Raw genomic sequence first — 18,602 nt, forward strand, 5'->3', positions numbered from 1 at the left:
GTCAGCCGAGATAGATGACGGGGAGGATCAGCAGCCAGACCAGATCGATCAGGTGCCAGATCGTCGTGGCGCCGGCGACATGGTTCGGAACCGGCCGCACGGCGACGAGAAGCAGCAGGCCGGCGATGAACAAGACGTGGACGAAGTGGAAGCCAACGATGAGCATGTAAAGCTCGCCGAGGCGCCCTTCCATCGCCGCTATCGGCGGCAGCTCATGGGAGAGCGCCACGACCTTGAGGGCGCAGAAGATCAAGCCTCCGAGAGCGGCGGCACCGAGATTGGCACGTGGCTGTCGCCCAAACGCAGCTCTGGCCGCGAAGAAGCCGCTGGAGATGAGGGCGACCGTCGCTGCGCCTGCAAAAGGGAGATGGAGCGTCTCGCGCAATGCGGCCAGAGCCGCCGGATCGAGCGCTCCGAGCAGCAGGAAAGCGCCGAGCAGCGCGCCAAACACGAGGAGCTCGCTCCAGACGAGAATCCAGAGCAGGATCTCCATGCCGGTTTCGGCAACCGGCTCGGCGCCGTCGCGGCTGTGACTCTCGGCTGCGACGGTCATGCTGGCAGAAACCGATTCAGGCCGGCAGGCAGGCGGTCACGCCAGCTCGGTTCGCGGACGAGGCGGAAGCCGAGATTGTCCGGCGGCGTCGCCACCGAGCAGCCGCCTGCTTTCGGGTTGCGGATGAAGAAGGTCATCGGCGCGCGGTGCTGGCCCTCGACGACATAGATGCCGCAATTACTGGTCTCGCCGGTGGTCCGGCCGGCAGCGTCCTGCGAGACGCGGCGCAGGCAGGTCTGCGTCCATTCCCAGACATTGCCGGCGATATCGTAGACGCCCTGCTCGTTGGCGCCGAAGCCGCCGATCGGCCGCGGAGCGGGATCGCTCGCCGCCTTGCGATTGGCCTCGCGCTCGTAATCGGCGAGCCAGCGCCGGGCCGGGTTGCCGGCGTCGGTATCGAGACCGCGGGCATCGTCGACGAAGCGCGAGCCGGCGGCATGGGCCCATTCCCGATCGGTCGGCAGGCGCCAGACCGCGCCGGTCTCACGCGTCAGCCAGTTGGCATAGTCGGTCGCATCGGCATGGCTCACACCGGTGACGGGCAGGTCGCCACGCGCTGCCGGGCTGTCGAGACGCTTGCAGGCGCCGGCGGCGATGCAGCGCGCATAGTCGGCGACCGTCACTTGATAACGCATGATCTCGAGCGGCTGCGTGATCCGGACAGTGACACGCGGCGCATCGACCGGGCGGCCGTCGCGGCTGTATTCGCCGTCGAGCCGGTGCAGCAGCGCCGTGGGGGGCACGATCGCCGTCTGCGGCAGCGGAGAGCCGGGAGCCGGCCGGCGAACCGGTGCGGCCAGCAGAAGGGCAGCAGCTCCGGCCAGGAGCATGAGGCCGAGCGAGGTCGTCAGCCCCGGCAGCGTCGGGCGCAGCGTGGTGGCCATGATCGGAATCCCCATCGGGAAGAAGGGCCTCCCCGCCGAATGGCGGGGAGGCGGGGATTGGTCAGATGCCGGCCGGGGCCAGGATCTGCTTCATCAGGTCGTCGTTCCACTCGCCCTCGACCTTGAAGTGTCCGGCGGCGCCGAGCTCGAAGGCCTCGATCAGGTTGTGGTTGACATAGGCGTAGATGCCCGGCTGCAGGAAGGTATAGAGCGCCGCGCCCGCGCAGCCGCCTGGGATGAACCAGGTCTCCAGGTCGCGCTCCGGCGGGTTGCGGAACTTGCCGGTGGCCCAGACATAGTCGCCGTGCCCGCCGATCAGGTGAGGCCGCGTGTCGCGATTGGCTTGCGAATGCACGATCAGCACGGTCTCGCCGACTTTGGAGGTGAGTGCGTTCTTGCCGGTCAGAGCACCGACCTTGCCGTTGAAGACGACATGGGTCGGGGTCAGCGTCCGCATCGCCTTGACGACATCCTCATGCGACTCGCCGACGCTGGCATAGCGCTTGAACTTGCCGTTCTCGTCGCGCGGCACATAGAAGTCCTGCTCGCCGACATAATAGACCTTGTCATATTTCAGGGCCTTGCCCTGGCCGTCCTTCAGCCCGTCGCGCGGCAGCACCATGATGGCGCCGTTCATGCCCGCCGTGACGTGCCAAGGCACCATGCCGGGAGGGGCGCAGTGGTAGACGAACACGCCCTGCCGGGTGGCCTTCCAGCGCAGCACGACCCGCTCGCCGGGGTTGACCTCGGTCAGGCCGCCACCGCCGAGCGCACCTGTCGACGAATGGAAGTCGATATTGTGCATCAGCTCGTTGGTTTCGGCGTTGATCAGCGTCAGCTCGACATAGTCGCCCTCATGCACGACCATCAGCGGGCCGGGCACCGTGCCGTTGAAGGTGAAGGCGAAGGTCTCGGTACCAGCCTCGTCTAGGACGATCTTCTTCTCGTGGATCGTCATCTCGAATTCGACGACCTTCGGGCCACCGGTCGCGACCTGCTCGTGCGCATGCACGAAGGGGGGATCGACCAGCTTCGGCTTGATGCGCGGCAGCTTGGCGATATCGGCAGCGGTGGCCTTGGTCATCACGGCCTGCGCCCGAGCCGGCGCGGAAGCGGCCTGGACGATCGCCCCCGTGGCCGCCGCTCCCGCCAGGATGCTGCGGCGGGTCAGTTTGAGCTCTTCGCCCATGGCTTGTCTCCTTGCCCAATGACCGTTGATCTATCGGTCGTGAGGACTTTAGGAGCCTGGCGAAATCGGTCTTTGTTGCAGCACAACATCTTTGACGATCGTCGCGGGAGCCGTCACTCGGCGGCGATCATCGCCGGCTCCCAGGCCGGCTCGTAGGTCAGCGTGACCGCGACGGCTTTGACACCCTCGACGGCTCCGGCCGCCATGGCCACGGCTTCCTTCAGGAAGCCGGCGAGCGGGCAGCCGCGCGTGGTCGTCGTCATGGTGATCGCGACGGCGCCGTCGGGTGCCGCTTCGATCGCATAGATCAGGCCGAGATCGACGACGCTGCGGCCGATCTCGGGGTCGAGCACATCGCGCAACGCGATCTCGACGAGGCGTTCGAGATGAGAGCTCATCAGTGGGCACCTCCACCGCCATGGCGCACGAGCAGGCGATAGGTCGCACCCGTGGCGTCGAAATTGCCGGCCCACTCATGCTGGCGCTTGGCCAGTTCCGGGAAGAGGAAGACCGGCTCGCGGGCGAGCAGCGCGAACAGCACGTCGCCAGGCTTCAGGTCTTCGAGCGCTTCGAGGATGCGGACCATCGGCTCGGGTGGCTCGAGATCGACGAGGTCGAGCTCCTCGATGGGATCGCCCCAGGATAGCGCCGAGGGGCTGCTGCCGGTAGCGAGCCCGGCATCGGCCTGCATGCCGGCGACCGGCGAGAACAGGACCTCCCAGTCGCCGCCGTCGAGCGGATGGTCGCTGGCGGCGAAGCCGCGATTGGCCATGACCGAGAAGAGCGGCACCGGCCGGAACGGCGCGATGAGGCGCAAGGATTCGCCTGGCCCGAGCGCGCCGACGGCATCCATGATCGCCTGGAATGGCTCCTCGCCGGCCCGCAGCATCGGGCGGACATCAAGCTCTCGGACGGGCGATGCTTCCGGTTTCGACATGGACAGGTCTCCTTTCCTCGGCCCGCGCGGCCAGCAGCCGGGGGCGTTCATGCGCCGGCGGCCGGTCGGTGGCCTTGATCTGCGACAAGCGGCGGATGCCGACGAGTTCGGTGACGATACCGGCGGTGCCCGCGAGGCAAAGCGCCATGGCCAGGCGGAAGCCGGTCGGTGCCGCGATGGCGAGCGCGGCGGTGCCCAGCACGACGCCGCCATAATAGAGCAGGAACCACCAGCCGGTGCGCGGCATGGCGACGAGATCGCCGACGCGCGGTGCCGCGCCGCGCCCGAGCCGGGGTGCATAGGTTTCGAGCCAGGTCACGAAGGAGACGATCTTCACGAGCTGCGCCAGCGTCAAGCCGCCGAGCCAGCCGAAGGCGACCAGGAAGACGAGTGCCGCGATCAAGCCGTCGCCGACATGGGCGATGATGGCGATAGGTAGCAGTGCGAGCCCAAGGCCGAGCGCGCCGAAGGCCGGGATGCTGGCGAGCATGTTGATCTCCAGCGCCTTGCGCCGGCGGGCGCGATGAAGAGCGAGGATATCGCGGCCATAGAAGACGCCGGCGAGGATCAGCATGGTGAGCGCTGCCGCGATCCAGATGGCACCCGGCTCGATGCCGGCAAACGGCGTGACGAGGCCGGCGAAGGCGAGGCCGAGCCCGAGGCTCGCGAACAGCAGTACCGGCCGGACCCGCCGTATCGGCGGCTCCGGTGCCATCATGAACATGACGAAGAGCCGATAGCTGACGCCAACGGCGATCAGCCCGAGCCAGCCGCCGAAGCCGAGCAGGGCGTGGAAGGGCAGGCCATCCGGAAGCAAGGACACTGTGCCGAGCCAGTCGCCGCGGCCCGATAGCAGCGTCGTGAAGGCGGCCCCGCTCAGTGCCGTGACTGCGAGGCAGGCGAGGCCGGTGAGGACGAAGCGAGCGAACAGGGCGATCGGCCGTGCGCTCAGGAGCGTCGCCACCAGCATCAGACCGAGCAGGGAGAAGCCTGTGAGGAGAAAGGCGGCGCCGAGCGGCAGCAGATCGAGCGGAGCCTCGATCCAGCCGGCCAGCGCGGCGAAGCCGGCGCAGAGCAGGATCAGGCCCGCGACGAGCGCGAATAGCACCGGCAAGGCGAGCCGCGGGAAGGCGAGGGGGCGGGAGACCAACACCGGCACGAATTGCAGGAGCGCGCCGGCCATGGCGAGGCTGAGCCAGCCGATCGCCACGAGATGGACGAGGACGAGTGTCGCGGGCTCCGCGAGGCCGGCGGCGGGATAGCCGATGCCGGTGACGGCGAAAGCCTCGGCCGCGAGCAGGAAAGCCAGCGCGGCCGCGAAATAGCTCATCGTCCAGCGGGATAGCGATGCCATCGGCATGGCTGCGGTCTCCCGATATCGGCGGCGTCAGTGGCCGCAGGTGCAGGAATGGCCTTCGTCATGGCCGCCGCAATCGGCGTCATGGCCGTCGTCGCCGGCTTCGTTGCGACCGATCTCGACCTGCCAGATCTCCGGGCCCTGCACGATGTAGTCCCAGGAATAGGCGCCGGGATAACGTGCCTCTATCTGTCGGCGCAACGGCGCGGGATCATGGTCGTTGACGATCCTGAAGGCGTCGCCGGGGGAGAGCCGTTCCATGATGCCGAAGATCGTGGCGTGGCGCACGATCGGCGGGATGGTGCGCACGTCGAGCGGTTCGAGGGGCTGGGTCGTCATGGATTAGGCTCCGGTTGCGGCCCCGATGCGGGCGGCTCTCCAGCCTAGCGAAGCTGCCCCGGCGGCAATTTGCCGAAACGCAAACAGCGTGGCTGTGTCGGCCTCATTGTTCGAGGAAGAGCAGGACGGCGATGGCCAGCGACATCGTGATCGCGACGGCGACGCCGCCCTTCTGCAGCACGCCCATGCGGTAGAGCAGCAAAGCCATCACGATGATCGCGGGCGTGGCGACGACGAGACCCATCTGGGCATCGGTCATGACGGGCTCCTCAGAGTGCGATATCGCATAATCTGATCCGAAAGCCGGTTCCCACTTTTCGGGATCATGCTCAGGTCGCCAGGGCGCGGTAGATAGCGGGCAGGGCCGCCGGCAGACGGTCGAGCCGCGAGACCACGGCATGGGCATTGCGGCCGAAGAGATGCGGGATATAGGCGCGCGACTCGCGATCGACGGTCACCGCGAAGACGCAGATGCCGGCGCGGCGGGCCTCGATCACTGCCATGCGCGTGTCCTCCATGGCGAAGCGACCCTCGTAATGATCGATGTCGTTGGGCTTGCCATCGGTGAGAACGAGCAGGAGCTTCCGCCGGTCGGGCCTGGCCTTGAGGCCGGCAGCGGCATGGCGGATCGCCGTGCCAATGCGGGTGTAGTAGCCGGGCTTCAGTGCGGCGATGCGAGCCTCGACTGCCGGCCCCATCGCCTCGTCGAAGCGCTTCACCGTCTCGATCCGGACCCAATCGCGCCGCCGCGATGTGAAGGTCAGGATCTCGTGGCGGTCGCCACAGGCGGCCAGCCCGTGGGCGAAGACGGTCAGCGCCTGCTTCTCGACATCGAGCACGCGTAGATCGTCGAACCAGGAATCGGTCGAGAGCGAGACGTCCATCAGCGTGGTCACTGCAAGGTCGTGCGCCTGCGGCCGGCTTGCCAGATGGACGCGGTCGCTGCCGGAACCGCCAGCAGCGAGATCGGCCTGGCGGCGCACCACCGCGTCGAGATCGAGATCGGAGCCATCGATCTGGCCGCGCTGCGGCTCGCGCAGGGGCCGTAAGGCCTCGAACTGGCGGCGGACTTGGCGGACCAGTGCGCGCGTCGCCGGGTCATGCACGGACGGCTCACGTTCCTGCGCGGCCGTGGCCGCCAGCACCCTGCAATAATCTTCACGGTAGGAGGCACTGCGAAAATCCCATTCCGGATAGGTCAGGGCGCCAGCATGCGCGGTTTCGTCCATCGCCTCCGGCGGCAGGTCGAGATCGAAGCGGAAACGCGAGGCCGGCCGGCCCTTGCGCTCGCTCAGCACCAAGTCATCGAGTTCGTCGGCCGCCTCGGGATCGTGCTCCTCGCTGTCATCGGAGGGGCGATCAACAGCGACCATCTCCGACATCGCCAGGATCTTCTCGAAGCGATTGAGGATGAAGGGGCTGCGCTCGCGCCATTCCTCAGCCGTCTCGTCACGGCTGGCGGCATAGGCCTTCATCTGCTCCTCGGCCTTGGCCGAGGCCGGTAGCGACTGATCCTCGTCGAGGCGCCGGGAGCGGAGGGGAGCAATGACGCTCACCAAGGGCCAGAGCGGCACGCCGAGAGCCGGCAGATAGCCGGCGGGAGCGACAGCCTGCCAATCCGCCGGGGACATGTCGACCGCCTCGCCGCGCAACAGCCCGCAGATCAAGGCCTCCACCTTTGCCTCCGTCGCTGGCAAGCCCTCGCGACGCCGGCTGGCGAGCAGGGCATCGGCCAACCGGCGATAGACCGGGACGAGGCCGGGAAAGACCTTGAGAACCGTCGCGACCAACGCGCGTGCTGCAGCGATCAGCGCCAGGTCGCGCCGAAGCGGATCGGCCAGCATGACGGGAGCGGGAGGTACCGCGGCCATGGCGGCAGCGAGCCAGACATAGAGGTCGCGATTCAATCCGGGCTGCGGAAACAACGCGATCTGTGCCGGCAGTTGCAGGCTATCCGGCGTGCGCACGGCCTGAGCCAACCTTTCCTCCCCGAGGCCGACACGCTGGCGCAGATTGAGCCGGTGGCTGGCGGCGCGCTCGCGGGCCGGGACGATCCTGACTCCGGGCTCGCCGCCGAAGCCGCGGAAGCAGACGGCGAGCGTCGGCGCCACGCTTGCCAATGTCACTGCGGCCTGCGGATGGTGCGGCAAGCTCGCGGTGTCGCCGACCAGCCTGTGCCAGAAGCGCCCGACCGTCTCTTCCAGTTCGAGGAAGTCCAGCACAGCAGCCCCCTAGGTGAGAACAGCGCGGGCGACCTCGACCAGCCCGGCGCGGACCTCCGGCTCGTCGGTCAACGGCTCGATAATGGCGGCCATGACGGCCTCCTGCCGGGGCAGGCCGGCGACGATCAGGCTCGCGGCATAGACGACAAGGCGGGTCGAGACCCCCTCCTCGATGTCTTGCCCCTTGAGCGTGCGTAAGCGGCGAGCGATATCCACCAGCGGCGCGACCGCGGCCTCGTCGAGACCGCTTTCCTGCGCGGCGACGGCGATCTCCTGTTCGCGCGGCAGAAAATCGAAGCTGATCGAGACGAAGCGCTGGCGGGTCGAGGGCTTCAGGTTCTTGAGAAGGTTCTGGTAGCCGGGATTGTAGGAGACTGCGATCATGAAGGAGGCGGGGGCCACCAGCAGCTCGCCGGTGCGCTCCAGCGGCAGGATGCGCCGGTCGTCGGTGAGGGGGTGCAGCACTACCGCCACGTCCTTGCGGGCCTCGACGATCTCGTCGAGGTAACACAGCCCGCCTTCGCGCACGGCCCGCGTCAGGGGCCCGTCGACCCAGACGGTCTCGCCGCCCTTGAGGAGGTGGCGGCCGGTGAGGTCGGCGGCGGAAAGGTCGTCATGGCAGGCGACCGTGAACAGCGGCAATCCGAGCCTGGCGGCCATATGGGCGACGAAGCGGGTCTTGCCCGAGCCGGTCGGCCCCTTCAGCAGCAGCGGGAGACGCCGCTCCCAGGCCTTCTCGAACAGGAAGCGTTCGTTGCCGGACGTCGTATAGGCGGGGATGTCGATGGTGTCGGCCAAGGCGGAAATCGGCGGGCGCGTGATCATGTTCATTGCAGGCGTCCAATACAGTCAGGAGGGCATAGGCCCGCCGGCCCGATGACCGGCGGGTTTCGGTGTCATTCCCCCGGCTGAGCGAGGGCGTGCGGCTCCGCACTACGCTCCCGGCGGGGCACCAGCACCGCCCAGACGAACATCAGCGCCGAGATCACCACCACCACGCCGGAGCCGAGACGGATCCAGTAGAACAGGGCGATCTGATCCTGCACGTCCATGAAACTCTGGCCGAGGACACGCTGGAGATGGGCCTGGACGACGCCGGCGAAGGTCAGCGCGAAGGTCATCACCGACATGGCCGTGCACATCAGCCAGAAGCTGGCGATCGAGAGCCACTGGTTATAGGGCGCCCGGCCCTTCAGCTCGGGGATTGCATAGGCCATCATCGCAAGGTTCAGCATCACATAGGCGCCGAAGAAGGCGAGATGGCCATGGGCGGCGGTGAGCTGCGTGCCGTGGGTGTAGTAGTTCACCGAGGACAGCGTATGCAGGAAGCCCCAGACGCCGGCGCCGAAGAAGGCCATCACCGAGCAGCCGATCGACCAGAGCAGGGCGGCCTTGTTGGGATGGTTGCGGCCGGCCTTCCAGGTCATCTGGAACGTGAAGATCACCATGGTGAAGAAGGGGGCGACCTCCAGCGTCGAGAACAGCGAGCCGATCCACTGCCAGTACCCGGGCGCGCCGATCCAGTAATAGTGGTGGCCGGTGCCGAGGATGCCGGAGAACAGGGCGAGTCCGACGATGACGTAGAGCCACTTCTCGACGACCTCGCGGTCGACGCCGTTGAGCTTGATCATCAGGAAGGCCAGGACCGATGCCATGATCAGTTCCCAGACGCCCTCGACCCAGAGGTGGATGACGTACCACCAGTACATTTTGTCGAGCGCGAGGTTGGCCGGATTGTAGAAGGCGAAGAGGAAGAAGATCGCCAGGCCCCAGAGGCCGAAGAGCAGGATGTTGGTGACGGTGGTCTTGCGACCCTTCAACGAGGTCATGGTGATGTTGAACAGGAACATCAGTACGACGACGACGATGCCGACCTTGATCGCGAAGGGCTGTTCGAGGAATTCGCGCCCCTCATGGATGTGAAAGAGATAGCCGACGACGGTGACGCCGGCGGCGATGAAGAAGATCCAGAACTGAGCTATGGCCAGCTTCGGGCTGTAGAGTTCGGTCTGCGCTTCCTCGGGCAAGAGGTAATATGTCGAGCCCATGAAGCCGAGCAGCAGCCAGACCACCAGGGCGTTGGTATGGATCATCCGCACGATGTTGAATGGCAGGACGACCGACAGCGTGTTGGGCAGGACATAGATCAGCCCCGCGACTAGTCCGAAGGTGACTTGCGCGGCGAACAAGGCGAGCGCGCCGTAGAAATAGAGCATCGCGACGCTCTGGGTCTGGTATCTCATCGTATTGTAGCATGGCATGGCTCTCTCCTGTCGCGATGTCTCAGCCGGCATCGTTGGGCGGCCAGTTCTGGGTCTTGATCCGGCTCGTCCATTCCAGGAAATCGGCGAGATCGTTGAGTTCCTTCTCGGTCAGGTTGAATTGCGGCATCTGGCGCCGGCCCTCGATCCCGGTCGGCTGGGCCGCCATCCAGGCCTTCAGGCTTTCGCGGGCGCCGGCCGGGTCCTTGTCGCCGCCATAGCGCTTCCAGACATTGCCGAGCTCGGGGGCGAAATAGGCGCCCTCGCCGAGCAGCGTGTGGCAGTTGATGCAGGAATTGCGTTCCCAGACATGCTTGCCGCGGGCGACGGCCGGGGAGAGCGTCGACTCGTCGGTGGACTTCGTCCGCATGAACCAGTGGCTATGGGCCGTGAGCCCGACGAAGATGGCGAAGAAGAAGATCGATCCGCCGTAAAAGACATTTCGGGCTCCCGCCTTTGTCAGACGTTCGGCCATGCGTTCACCCTTCTGTTGCGCCTCCCGCGAGGCGGCGCCGGCATCGCCGGCTCTGGACCCTCCGATCAGGCAGGGATGGCCGGTCATATCGGCCAAGGCGGCCGGCCTCTTTGCGCTTGGGCAAACAATCCGCCGAGGTCGGCGATCCCGGCTCGATCGCGTCGAGTGGTGCGGCGTCGCCGATCAGTAGGAATCCGGGGTGCCTGTGCGGGCCGTGGCCAAGCTGACCAGGGCAGTTACGTTCCGAACCAGCAGTTCCCGCCTGCCGCCGCCGATGATGCGCTGCCGCTCCCAATGCGTGAGAATGCGGGATGCGCTGTGCAAGGTGGTTCCCGTGAGCGCGCCGATGTCCTGGCGCGTGATCGGAAAATCGACCCGAATGCCCTCGTCGTCCTGCCGACCGGCCTGATCGATCAGGCGCAGGACGAGATGGGCGATGCGGCGGGAGACATCGAGAGAAGCCATCTCGATGAGCCTGTCGTGGCTGACGGCCAGGCGGCGTTCGAGAACCTCTAGTAGCCCGATGGTCAGGCCCGGCATGTCGTGCAGGAACCGGCCCCAGGTCTCGATGGGCCAGACGGCGAGGGTGCAGTCGCGCAGTGCGATGGCGGTGGCGGTCTGCCTGCGTCGCGTTCCGCTAGCCGGCCCGAAAGGCTCGCCCGGATGAGCGATCCGCAGGATGACGGCGTTGCGATGCCTGCCGGCCCGCGAAAGCTTCACATGCCCGGACAGGATCAGGAAGAATTCGCCGACCGGCGCTCCTTCGGAAAATGCGCACTCGTCTCTCGCCAGATGCCGCAACGACGCCGCCGACGCGATAGCGCTCCGCTCCGCCTCGGACAGCGCCGCAAAGATCGGCAGCCTTCTCAGATTCTGGGGAGTGAATGTCATGACCGCGTAAACAGGATGTCCGGCGCCGCCAGGGGCGGCCGGATGCCGAGGGCAAACCAAGGCGAGCTTTCCGTGCTTCGGAGCGCTGCCTACGACCTCAGCTAGTCGATTCGGTATGAGGCATGTTTGCGCTGCAGCAAACTCGGCGGTCGAAATCTGCGTTGGATTCGCTTTCCATCACGCGCCTGTCCGGCAAGCTATCGCACCAAAGATCGTGCCGGGAGGGGCGGGGATTCGAAGGATTCGAACGGGTCAGTTTGCGCTACATCAAACTCAGCTCACAAAACGGGCGGGTCAGCGCCTGTGAAGTCTTTACAGAGGCGCTTCTTGGACGCGTCCTATGCCGAGTTGCGCACATTCGAGCAGGAGCAGCAGGTTGCGCCGGGCGTGGTCGTCACGCGCACCGGAGGCCATACCCCGGGGCACAGCGTGGTCCGCATCGCATCCGGTAGCGACAGGCTGATGTTTGGTGGTGATGCCATCTTCCCGGTCTCGTTCGACCATCCCGAATGGGATATCGGTTTCGAACACGATCCCGAGGAGGCGACCCGCGTTCGGCTGCAAGCTTCACGTTGGGACAGATAACTTCGGTCGCGAGACGCACTTGCATCGGCATCGTCGGCCGGAAGGTGAGGCTGTCTCGGAAGCACAGTCCTGACCTTCTTCGATCGTGGCACGGCATTTCACTTCCCTAAGTGGAGCAAAGCATTTAATCCAACCGTGTGCTTAGAACGTAAATTCGGCAGACACAGACATTGTGGCACGGACCGACAAGACCACGCCTCCGCGCCCCATCCAAGGGACGAATTACCACGAGAATAAACACGGCATACTCGTTGCTCTGAACGGTTTGCAATGAGGGGTTTGGGCCAAAATGAGACGAAACGAGCCATTCTGGTGCCACCAAGCCTGCGACGCTTTTGAATTGAATGCGGCGGGGCCTAACTGGTTATGAATTCCCCCTTGCAGGAAATTCTGAAGAAGTCGCGCAACTCCTTTTTGGCGATCATGGCGCTCAGCGCTGCGGTCAACATCCTGAGCATTTCTGGGTCAATTTTTATGCTCCAGGTCTATGACCGCGTGCTTTCAAGCAAATCGGTTCAGACACTGATTGCGCTGTTCATAATAGTCGTCGTTTTGCTTGGATTCCAAGCCTTGTTCGATTCCATTCGTATCAGAATGGTTTCTCGAATTGGTCACATGGTTGACCATGCTGTCGCTGCTTCAGCCTTCCGCGCCAATGCATCCCTGCTACAACAAGGGCGCGATCCAAATATCAGGCTCACACCGCTCCGCGACCTCGACACAATCCGCTCATTTATTTGTAATCCCGGTGCCATGGCCTTGTGCGATCTGCCTTGGATACCGATCAACATCATCGTCATCTACCTGTTTCATCCTCTCCTCGGGTATCTGACGATACTCGGAGCTATGATAATCGCAGTCATCACACTCGTTGGTCATATGAGAACAAGAGGCAGCGTGGCCTCCTCGAATTCAAAGGCCGTTGTCAGGCAAAATGTCATCGATGAGAGCATCTCTGGGTCAGAAATACTGGAGACAATGGGCCTGTATGGCCGAGTCGAAAGACTGTTTCTAAAGGCAAATCAGGAATTCCTTTCAGCCAACCTGAAATCATCCGATGTCTCAGTAAACTTCTCATCCACGGCACGCGCCTGCCGACAGGCTCTTCAGTCATCCGTCCTTGCCCTCGCTGCCTATCTGGCCATCCGTCAGGAGATCAGTGCAGGCGTCATCGTCGCGGCAAGCATTCTGTCTTCACGAGCCCTGGCCCCGATCGACGCGGCAATCGCCAACTGGAGGCCATTTGTTACGGCAATGGCCGCACGTGCCCGCCTGAAGATATCCGCAAAGCTTCAAAGCCTGCCCCAGCCTCAAACGGATTTGCCGCTTCCCGAGCAGTCGATAGCCTGCGAAGGCGTGATTATCGGCCCGCCCGGCTCCCAGGAAATTACACTTCGCAACATCAGCTTCGCGCTGACAGCCGGTGATGCGGTTGGCCTCATTGGTCGCTCCGGGGCCGGAAAAAGCTCGCTGGCGAAGGCACTGGTCGGAGCCTGGACTCCCATGAAGGGGATCATCAGCGCCGATGGCGCTCCCCTTGATCAGTACAAAACCGAAGCCCGTGGAGCCTTCATCGGCTATTTACCGCAGAGCGTCGATCTCTTCAGCGGCACGATCGCAGAGAACATTTCCCGCTTCGATCCTGAGCGACGGGATGAAGATGTCATTGAGGCAGCCAGGATGGCTGGCGTCCATTCGCTCGTGCTGAGCCTCCCGCAAGGCTACGATACATCGATCGGCGCGAAGGGAACGCGCTTATCAATTGGACAGCGCCAGCGAATTGGCTTGGCAAGGGCTTTGTACAAGAAGCCCTTTGTCCTGGTGCTCGATGAGCCGTATTCCAACCTCGACGGTGAGGGAGAAGCAGCCCTCAATGACGCGATCCTGGTCACGAGAAGAGGTGGTGGAATCGTCGTCCTGATCGCTCACCGGCATAGCGCTTTGCGCTCAGTGAACAAGCTGCTGGTGATCGATGACGGCATGCAAGTCGATTTCGGGCCGAAGGATGATGTGCTGTCCCGGTTATACGGCACCTCAGCCTCTCCGCCTTTCCCTGCACAAATCTCCCATGCCGCCGCGTCTCGGCAGAATGAGACGGTCATTGCCTTGGGAACGAAACTCTCTCCAGAGCGCGGGTGAGTGTAGATGAAACCTGAATGGGAAGATTCGGTTCTTCGGTCTCTTCAGAGCCATGGCCGCTACGGCGGCATTGCTTTGCTCGCGCTCGTTCTCGGTTTGGGGGGCTGGACGAAATACACTTCAATTTCCGGTGCGGTCGTCGCTTCGGGACAAGTCGTCGTGGAGACGGATGCCAAGAAGGTGCAGCACAAGGATGGCGGCATCGTCAGCGAGATCAAGGTTCGAGAAGGCGCACTCGTCCAAGCAGGGGAGTTGCTCATCCGGCTCGATGACACCTCGGTGAAGGCCGATCTGCAAATCGTACGAAAACAGATTAATGAACTGATGGCTATCGAGGCGCGTTTGTTGGCCGAGCGGGATGGCGTGGCCGAACTGCGTTTTCCGGTCGATCTGGAAGCTCAAATGAACTCCGACACTGATGCTGCGGCATCAGTGCAGGGGCAAACAAGAATTTTTGCGAGCAGCGCGCTCCTGCGCAGGAATCGCCGCGACCAGCTACTTGAACAGATCAATCAGCTTGAGGCGACAATCGAGGGACTGACCGTACAGCGACAATCCCGAGCAGACGAGCTTGTCCTGCTCGACCACGAGTTGACGGGTGTCCAGGAGCTATATCGCAAGAGCCTCATCTCGCTTACGCGGCTGACTGCCTTGCAGAGAGATCGCACGAGGCTGGATGGAGAGCGTGGCAAACTTATCGCCGACATTGCGTCGATCAAGGGGTCGATTGCCGAAAAGCGTGTTGCAATGCTCAGGCTGGACGACGAGTTTCGGAGCGAAACGCTCAAGTCGCTCTCAGAGACGCGGGCGAAACTGGTTGAGCTTGCCGAGAAACGGGTCGCTGCTGAAGACAGGCTGGCTCGGATCGTCATTCGAGCGCCGCAGGCCGGTCGCGTGCATGGGCTTGCGGTTCATACGGTTGGCGGCGTCATCCAGCCCGGCGAGACCGCAATGCTGATCGTGCCGCTGGAGGATCGCCTCATCGTGGATGCTTCGATTGACCCCATGGATATCAACGAGGTTCGCTTTGGTCAGCGGGCGACGGTGAAGTTCGGCGCGTTCCACGACAGGCAAATTCAGGATACCGAAGGAGAGGTGATCAACGTGTCCCCGACTCCGTTCGAGGACAGCGCGAACAAGCGCAAATTCTATATCGCAAAGATCAAGGTTGGCGTGCCGGTTGGCGGAGATGGCAAGGAACTTTCTCTGGTCCCTGGGATGCCTGCCGATGTCTTCTTGCTCAAGGGGGATCGGACTGTTTTGTCGTACCTGATGAAACCGCTTCGTGAGCAGTTTTCTCGCGTATGGCGCGAGTAATTATGCTCCTCATGTGCATCACGAGGAGGCCCATTCATGAATAAATATGATTCACTGGTTCGTATGGCAGTTAAGAAGACAGTCCATGGAAGCGTCGAGACTCGCCATTCCGCCTATACTCATTTACGTGAGACGTTGGCGGGATTGACTCTGGATTTGCCTCATAAGCAGCGCAGCCGCGAGCTTGCAGGGCTGGAAGCGGCAATTGCAGAGATAGAGCAAGGCATAAACAAAAATCCCAATACCCCAGATAGAAACGGTACCTGGATCGCTGCCGCACTACCCGACCTGACTACGGAGGTAGTAAACGCCGGAGGTCGAGAAGCGCAGGTCGATGGCGAAATCGGGTATGATCGCGATCTCCTCTTTGGGCCAAGACAAGTGGCCCGATCGCGCTCGAAGACGCCGATCGCACGCAAATCACCCCAGACTGTGCGAATTGAGCCAAGCGAATTTCTAGTCGGCCCCGTTGGCGGGCGGGTCGTTTTGGTCCTGGACCCGAAGAGCAAGCCTGTCGTGATCGGCTTTTCAACCGAGCAGGCCAAAACACTGCTGGCAGCCCTTACTCAAATTTTTGAAGCAGGCTCATCGGTACAGGTCGAGAAAAATTCTTCGAAAAAGCGCTCGAAGACGCGGGAGGAGATCGAGGCGTTACGGGCCAACATCCCGGATTAGATTTCCCTAGCCGTCGCCATGATGGCGGAAGCGAAGGATCAAGAAGAAAGGGCCGCACAAGCGGCCCTCTCCCTTACCAGTCAAGCAAGGTCACGTTAGGCGTTCGACACAAGATGGTTGACGCTTTGCGCGTAAGTATGACCTTCGTCGTTCGGGCCAGCGTGGGCATTCCAGTATTCAAACTCCGCTGCGAGGCCATCGACGGTCCAACCCGAGCCACCGTCGAACGCATCCTTCACCATCGAGATCACCTGATCCTTGGTGTACTTGTAATTCAGGTCCTCGTCAGAAGCGTTGAGCAGCGCGGCAACGGCCTGCGATGCAAGTTGGTTCTGGCCGCCGCCCTGAACATTCAGCGCTTCGAGCAACGAGAGGTCCGATACAGTCGGCCCCTTGTTGTACGGAGCTTCTGTATCCCAATCCCGATCGACGCCAAACGTGGCCTCGAACGAAGCGTTTTTGTTGAGGTCCCAATCCTGCAAACCGTTGCTGTTGCCCCAGAAGCCCTTGGAGAGACCGTAGAATTCGGGGTGGTCGCCACCGCCCCCATTCGACGTGTCGTTATCCTGGATGCAGCCCTCTGCCGTTCCATCGACCGTGTAGGCAGTCGCGGACTCGATGTCAGCCCCTGGAATATCAAGCCGCACGCTATCGATCTTGAGCGAGAAATGCTCTTCGCTCTCGACAGCAGCGTCATCGACGGTGGCAACCTGCACATCAATGCTGGTTGAACCAGCCGGAATCTTGACAACCGCATTCACGAGTCCCGAGTAGTCGTCACCTTCGGTGGCTGTTCCGCCATGCGTCGAATAGGTGACATAAACGTCGTAGTCGTAGGCTTTTTCGAGCGAGATCGTGAAGACAGAAGCGTTGCCTTCGATCACGCAAGCAGCATCCGCGACGCTGAGCTTCGGAGCGTAGGTGACCTCCGCGCTGCCATCGACACCCTTTATGCTGCCTTCAGCGGTGCTCGTGCTCGTTGCGCGAATGCCCAGGTCGTCAAGGGTTGACCAGTTCAGTGCCGTGTCGAACACATAGCTCTCTCCGGCGGTTAGCGCGGTGGGCTTGTCCCAGCCAGCCTTGCCGAGTCCAGGATCGGACAACTTAATTGCGCCATCCCAATCAACGCCTGAGCCATTCATGTTCAACGGGCCAGCAAGACTAGTGGAGTTCCCATCAGGAACACCATCGTTATGATAAATGGCATTCACATCGGCTGAGCCGGTCACGCACTTGATCTCAAAGCGGACCTGCCCACCACCGATGTCGATCACGTTAATCTCAAGCTCAAGGCCCGGATAAACGATATTGTAGGTTTTGATATCCCCGGCCGACATGGCCCACTCCCTTCGAACGTTACGGAACCGTGCATCCCGGCCGCGCCGCCGACCTGTTCACCCCTCGAATGAATATTGCTTAACCAAACGTTAAGCAATAATTTTTTAGTATAATTCGAAACAACGTAAACGCCGTTAGGGCAAGCTGGAGAGGCTTGGGATCAAGCTGGTCAACCATCCTCGGACCGTCCTGTGCCCCTCTCACCCCCTGTACCTAAAAGCCCTCCCGCCGACGCGGTCCCGTCCGTCATCGCGAACCCCTGTAAACACGGGGCTGGCGACGTTTCCTGTTCGCGGTCGGCCAGAGCGTGTTCGGAACCATCTGTTTCCGATCGCCTCCACTGCCGCGAACCAGTCTCACAAACGGTCGTTTCCGCGAGATGCTCGGCGGGGTGATAATCGCCGGGGATTTTCGCAGCGGACGGTCTCGCAAAAACTACTTGCAGAACTGGCTTCTTATGAGAGCCTGCCTTCGACGGTTTTTGCGAAGGAGAGGCGATGAAGCTGGGGCTGGCGCGGGTTTTCGACGGACGGACAAGATCACAGCCTTCAGCTTGACGCCCTGATCATCACCGCGCCGGTGATGAAGCCGGGCTCGATGCCTCCCCGCCCAATCATGGGCCATGCACTCGGCGAGCAGAACGGATTGCGCGCCAGCACGGCTGCGGACGGACGGCAGATGCGCGCCTTCCTCGATGGGGATCAGGCCGATTTCGTCATTCTCGACCTTGTGATGCTCGGCGATGAGGGCCTCACCCTTTGCCGCGAGCTCCGGTCCGGCCGAAACAGGATGGTGCCGATCCTGATCCTGTCGGCGCGCAGCGACGATACCGATCGGATCGTGGGGCTGGAGCTGGGCGCGGACGACTATCTGACGAAGCCGTTCGTCGCACGAGAACTGCTCGCGCGGATCAGGGCCGTGCTTCGCCGCACGCGCATGCTGCCCCCGAATCTGCAGGTGACCGAGGCAGGCCGCATCATCGCCTTCGGCGATTGGCAGCTCGATACCACGGCCCGCCATCTCCTCGACCAGGACGGCACGGCCGTGACCTTGAGCGGTGCCGAGTATCGTCTGCTGCGCGTCTTCCTCGATCATCCCCAGCGGGTGCTCTCGCGGGACCAGCTCCTCAACTTGACGCAGGGGCGCGAGGCCGAGCTGCTCGATCGCTCGATCGACCTGCTCGTCAGCCGGGTGCGCCAACGGTTGCGCGACGATGCGCGCGTACCCGCCTACATCAAGACCGTTCGCAGCGAGGGCTATGTCCTGGCCATGCCGGTCGAGATCGTCACCGCCCGGCACTAGGCGACCGCGCATCCTTTATCGGCGCCTCCTGCCGGCACTCGGATACATCCGGTTACAGATCGACCCGCGGGGAAAACATCCGGGATACGTCGGAGCGGTTGAGTGCAGGCCTAACGGCGGCGAGCGCGGCAAGCAGCG

The 18,602-nt window shown here is 63.2% G+C and carries 18 protein-coding genes and 1 pseudogene; 5 read left to right on the forward strand and 14 right to left on the reverse strand.

What is annotated here, in order from left to right; all coding sequences use genetic code 11:
* Position 1: 1 nt before the first annotated feature.
* The 13 genes from ASE61_RS13245 to ASE61_RS13300 all read right to left on the reverse strand — a co-directional run bounded on the left by ASE61_RS13245 (position 2) and on the right by ASE61_RS13300 (position 11,108).
* Positions 2-553, reverse strand: coding sequence for a hypothetical protein (locus ASE61_RS13245; protein ID WP_061967616.1), 552 nt, complete (start codon positions 551-553; stop codon positions 2-4).
* Positions 550-1,437, reverse strand: coding sequence for an SUMF1/EgtB/PvdO family nonheme iron enzyme (locus tag ASE61_RS13250; RefSeq protein WP_061968290.1), 888 nt, complete (start codon positions 1,435-1,437; stop codon positions 550-552). The genes ASE61_RS13245 and ASE61_RS13250 overlap by 4 nt, the downstream gene beginning before the upstream one ends.
* Positions 1,438-1,498: 61 nt before the next feature.
* Complete coding sequence (gene nirK, locus ASE61_RS13255) at positions 1,499-2,626, reverse strand: copper-containing nitrite reductase (protein ID WP_061967618.1); 1,128 nt, start codon at positions 2,624-2,626, stop codon at positions 1,499-1,501.
* A gap of 113 nt (positions 2,627-2,739) precedes the next feature.
* Complete coding sequence (locus tag ASE61_RS13260) at positions 2,740-3,024, reverse strand: metal-sulfur cluster assembly factor (RefSeq protein WP_061967620.1); 285 nt, start codon at positions 3,022-3,024, stop codon at positions 2,740-2,742.
* Positions 3,024-3,563, reverse strand: coding sequence for a DUF2249 domain-containing protein (locus ASE61_RS13265; protein ID WP_061967622.1), 540 nt, complete (start codon positions 3,561-3,563; stop codon positions 3,024-3,026). The genes ASE61_RS13260 and ASE61_RS13265 overlap by 1 nt, the downstream gene beginning before the upstream one ends.
* The gene (locus ASE61_RS13270; RefSeq protein WP_061967624.1) at positions 3,526-4,923 is read right to left on the reverse strand and encodes a hypothetical protein; all 1,398 of its coding nucleotides are present in this window, start codon (positions 4,921-4,923) and stop codon (positions 3,526-3,528) included. Before ASE61_RS13270 ends, ASE61_RS13265 begins: the two co-directional genes overlap by 38 nt.
* Positions 4,924-4,950: 27 nt before the next feature.
* Positions 4,951-5,259, reverse strand: a complete 309-nt coding sequence (locus tag ASE61_RS13275; RefSeq protein ID WP_082617412.1) for a DUF2249 domain-containing protein — start codon at positions 5,257-5,259, stop codon at positions 4,951-4,953.
* A gap of 103 nt (positions 5,260-5,362) precedes the next feature.
* Positions 5,363-5,518, reverse strand: coding sequence for a hypothetical protein (locus ASE61_RS26925; protein ID WP_089175364.1), 156 nt, complete (start codon positions 5,516-5,518; stop codon positions 5,363-5,365).
* A 70-nt stretch (positions 5,519-5,588) separates the two neighbouring features.
* Positions 5,589-7,481, reverse strand: coding sequence for a nitric oxide reductase activation protein NorD (locus ASE61_RS13280; RefSeq protein WP_061967626.1), 1,893 nt, complete (start codon positions 7,479-7,481; stop codon positions 5,589-5,591).
* 9 nt (positions 7,482-7,490) lie between these two features.
* The gene (locus ASE61_RS13285) at positions 7,491-8,312 is read right to left on the reverse strand and encodes a CbbQ/NirQ/NorQ/GpvN family protein (protein WP_061967628.1); all 822 of its coding nucleotides are present in this window, start codon (positions 8,310-8,312) and stop codon (positions 7,491-7,493) included.
* A 65-nt stretch (positions 8,313-8,377) separates the two neighbouring features.
* On the reverse strand, positions 8,378-9,724 hold the full coding sequence (locus ASE61_RS13290) for a nitric-oxide reductase large subunit (RefSeq protein WP_061968291.1): 1,347 nt from the start codon (positions 9,722-9,724) through the stop codon (positions 8,378-8,380).
* 40 nt (positions 9,725-9,764) lie between these two features.
* Positions 9,765-10,217 carry a c-type cytochrome gene (locus ASE61_RS13295; protein WP_061968293.1) on the reverse strand — a complete coding sequence of 151 codons (453 nt, stop codon included), beginning with the start codon at positions 10,215-10,217 and terminating at the stop codon, positions 9,765-9,767.
* A gap of 183 nt (positions 10,218-10,400) precedes the next feature.
* Positions 10,401-11,108, reverse strand: coding sequence for a Crp/Fnr family transcriptional regulator (locus tag ASE61_RS13300; RefSeq protein WP_061967630.1), 708 nt, complete (start codon positions 11,106-11,108; stop codon positions 10,401-10,403).
* Between the two features lie 318 nt (positions 11,109-11,426).
* Between ASE61_RS13300 and ASE61_RS26490 the strand changes: the two are divergent.
* From ASE61_RS26490 to ASE61_RS26495, 4 genes and pseudogenes are all read left to right on the forward strand, one after another.
* Positions 11,427-11,681: pseudogene (locus tag ASE61_RS26490) on the forward strand (MBL fold metallo-hydrolase); the annotation flags it as partial.
* 390 nt (positions 11,682-12,071) lie between these two features.
* Positions 12,072-13,832, forward strand: a complete 1,761-nt coding sequence (locus ASE61_RS13310; RefSeq protein WP_162260099.1) for a type I secretion system permease/ATPase — start codon at positions 12,072-12,074, stop codon at positions 13,830-13,832.
* 6 nt (positions 13,833-13,838) lie between these two features.
* The gene (locus tag ASE61_RS13315) at positions 13,839-15,149 is read left to right on the forward strand and encodes an HlyD family type I secretion periplasmic adaptor subunit (protein WP_061967635.1); all 1,311 of its coding nucleotides are present in this window, start codon (positions 13,839-13,841) and stop codon (positions 15,147-15,149) included.
* A gap of 36 nt (positions 15,150-15,185) precedes the next feature.
* On the forward strand, positions 15,186-15,824 hold the full coding sequence (locus tag ASE61_RS26495; protein WP_156407088.1) for a hypothetical protein: 639 nt from the start codon (positions 15,186-15,188) through the stop codon (positions 15,822-15,824).
* A 95-nt stretch (positions 15,825-15,919) separates the two neighbouring features.
* On the opposite strand, the gene ASE61_RS13320 is transcribed toward ASE61_RS26495, so the two are convergent.
* Positions 15,920-17,161 (reverse strand): Calx-beta domain-containing protein, encoded by a 1,242-nt coding sequence (locus tag ASE61_RS13320; protein WP_082617414.1) that lies wholly within the window; start codon positions 17,159-17,161, stop codon positions 15,920-15,922.
* A gap of 598 nt (positions 17,162-17,759) precedes the next feature.
* Here ASE61_RS13320 and ASE61_RS13325 point away from each other — a divergent pair.
* Entirely contained in the window at positions 17,760-18,464 is a 705-nt protein-coding gene (locus tag ASE61_RS13325; RefSeq protein ID WP_244492827.1) for a winged helix-turn-helix domain-containing protein, read from the forward strand.
* Positions 18,465-18,602: the final 138 nt, after the last annotated feature.

This window comes from Allobosea sp. Root670, from assembly GCF_001429415.1.
GTDB lineage: Bacteria > Pseudomonadota > Alphaproteobacteria > Rhizobiales > Beijerinckiaceae > Allobosea > Allobosea robiniae.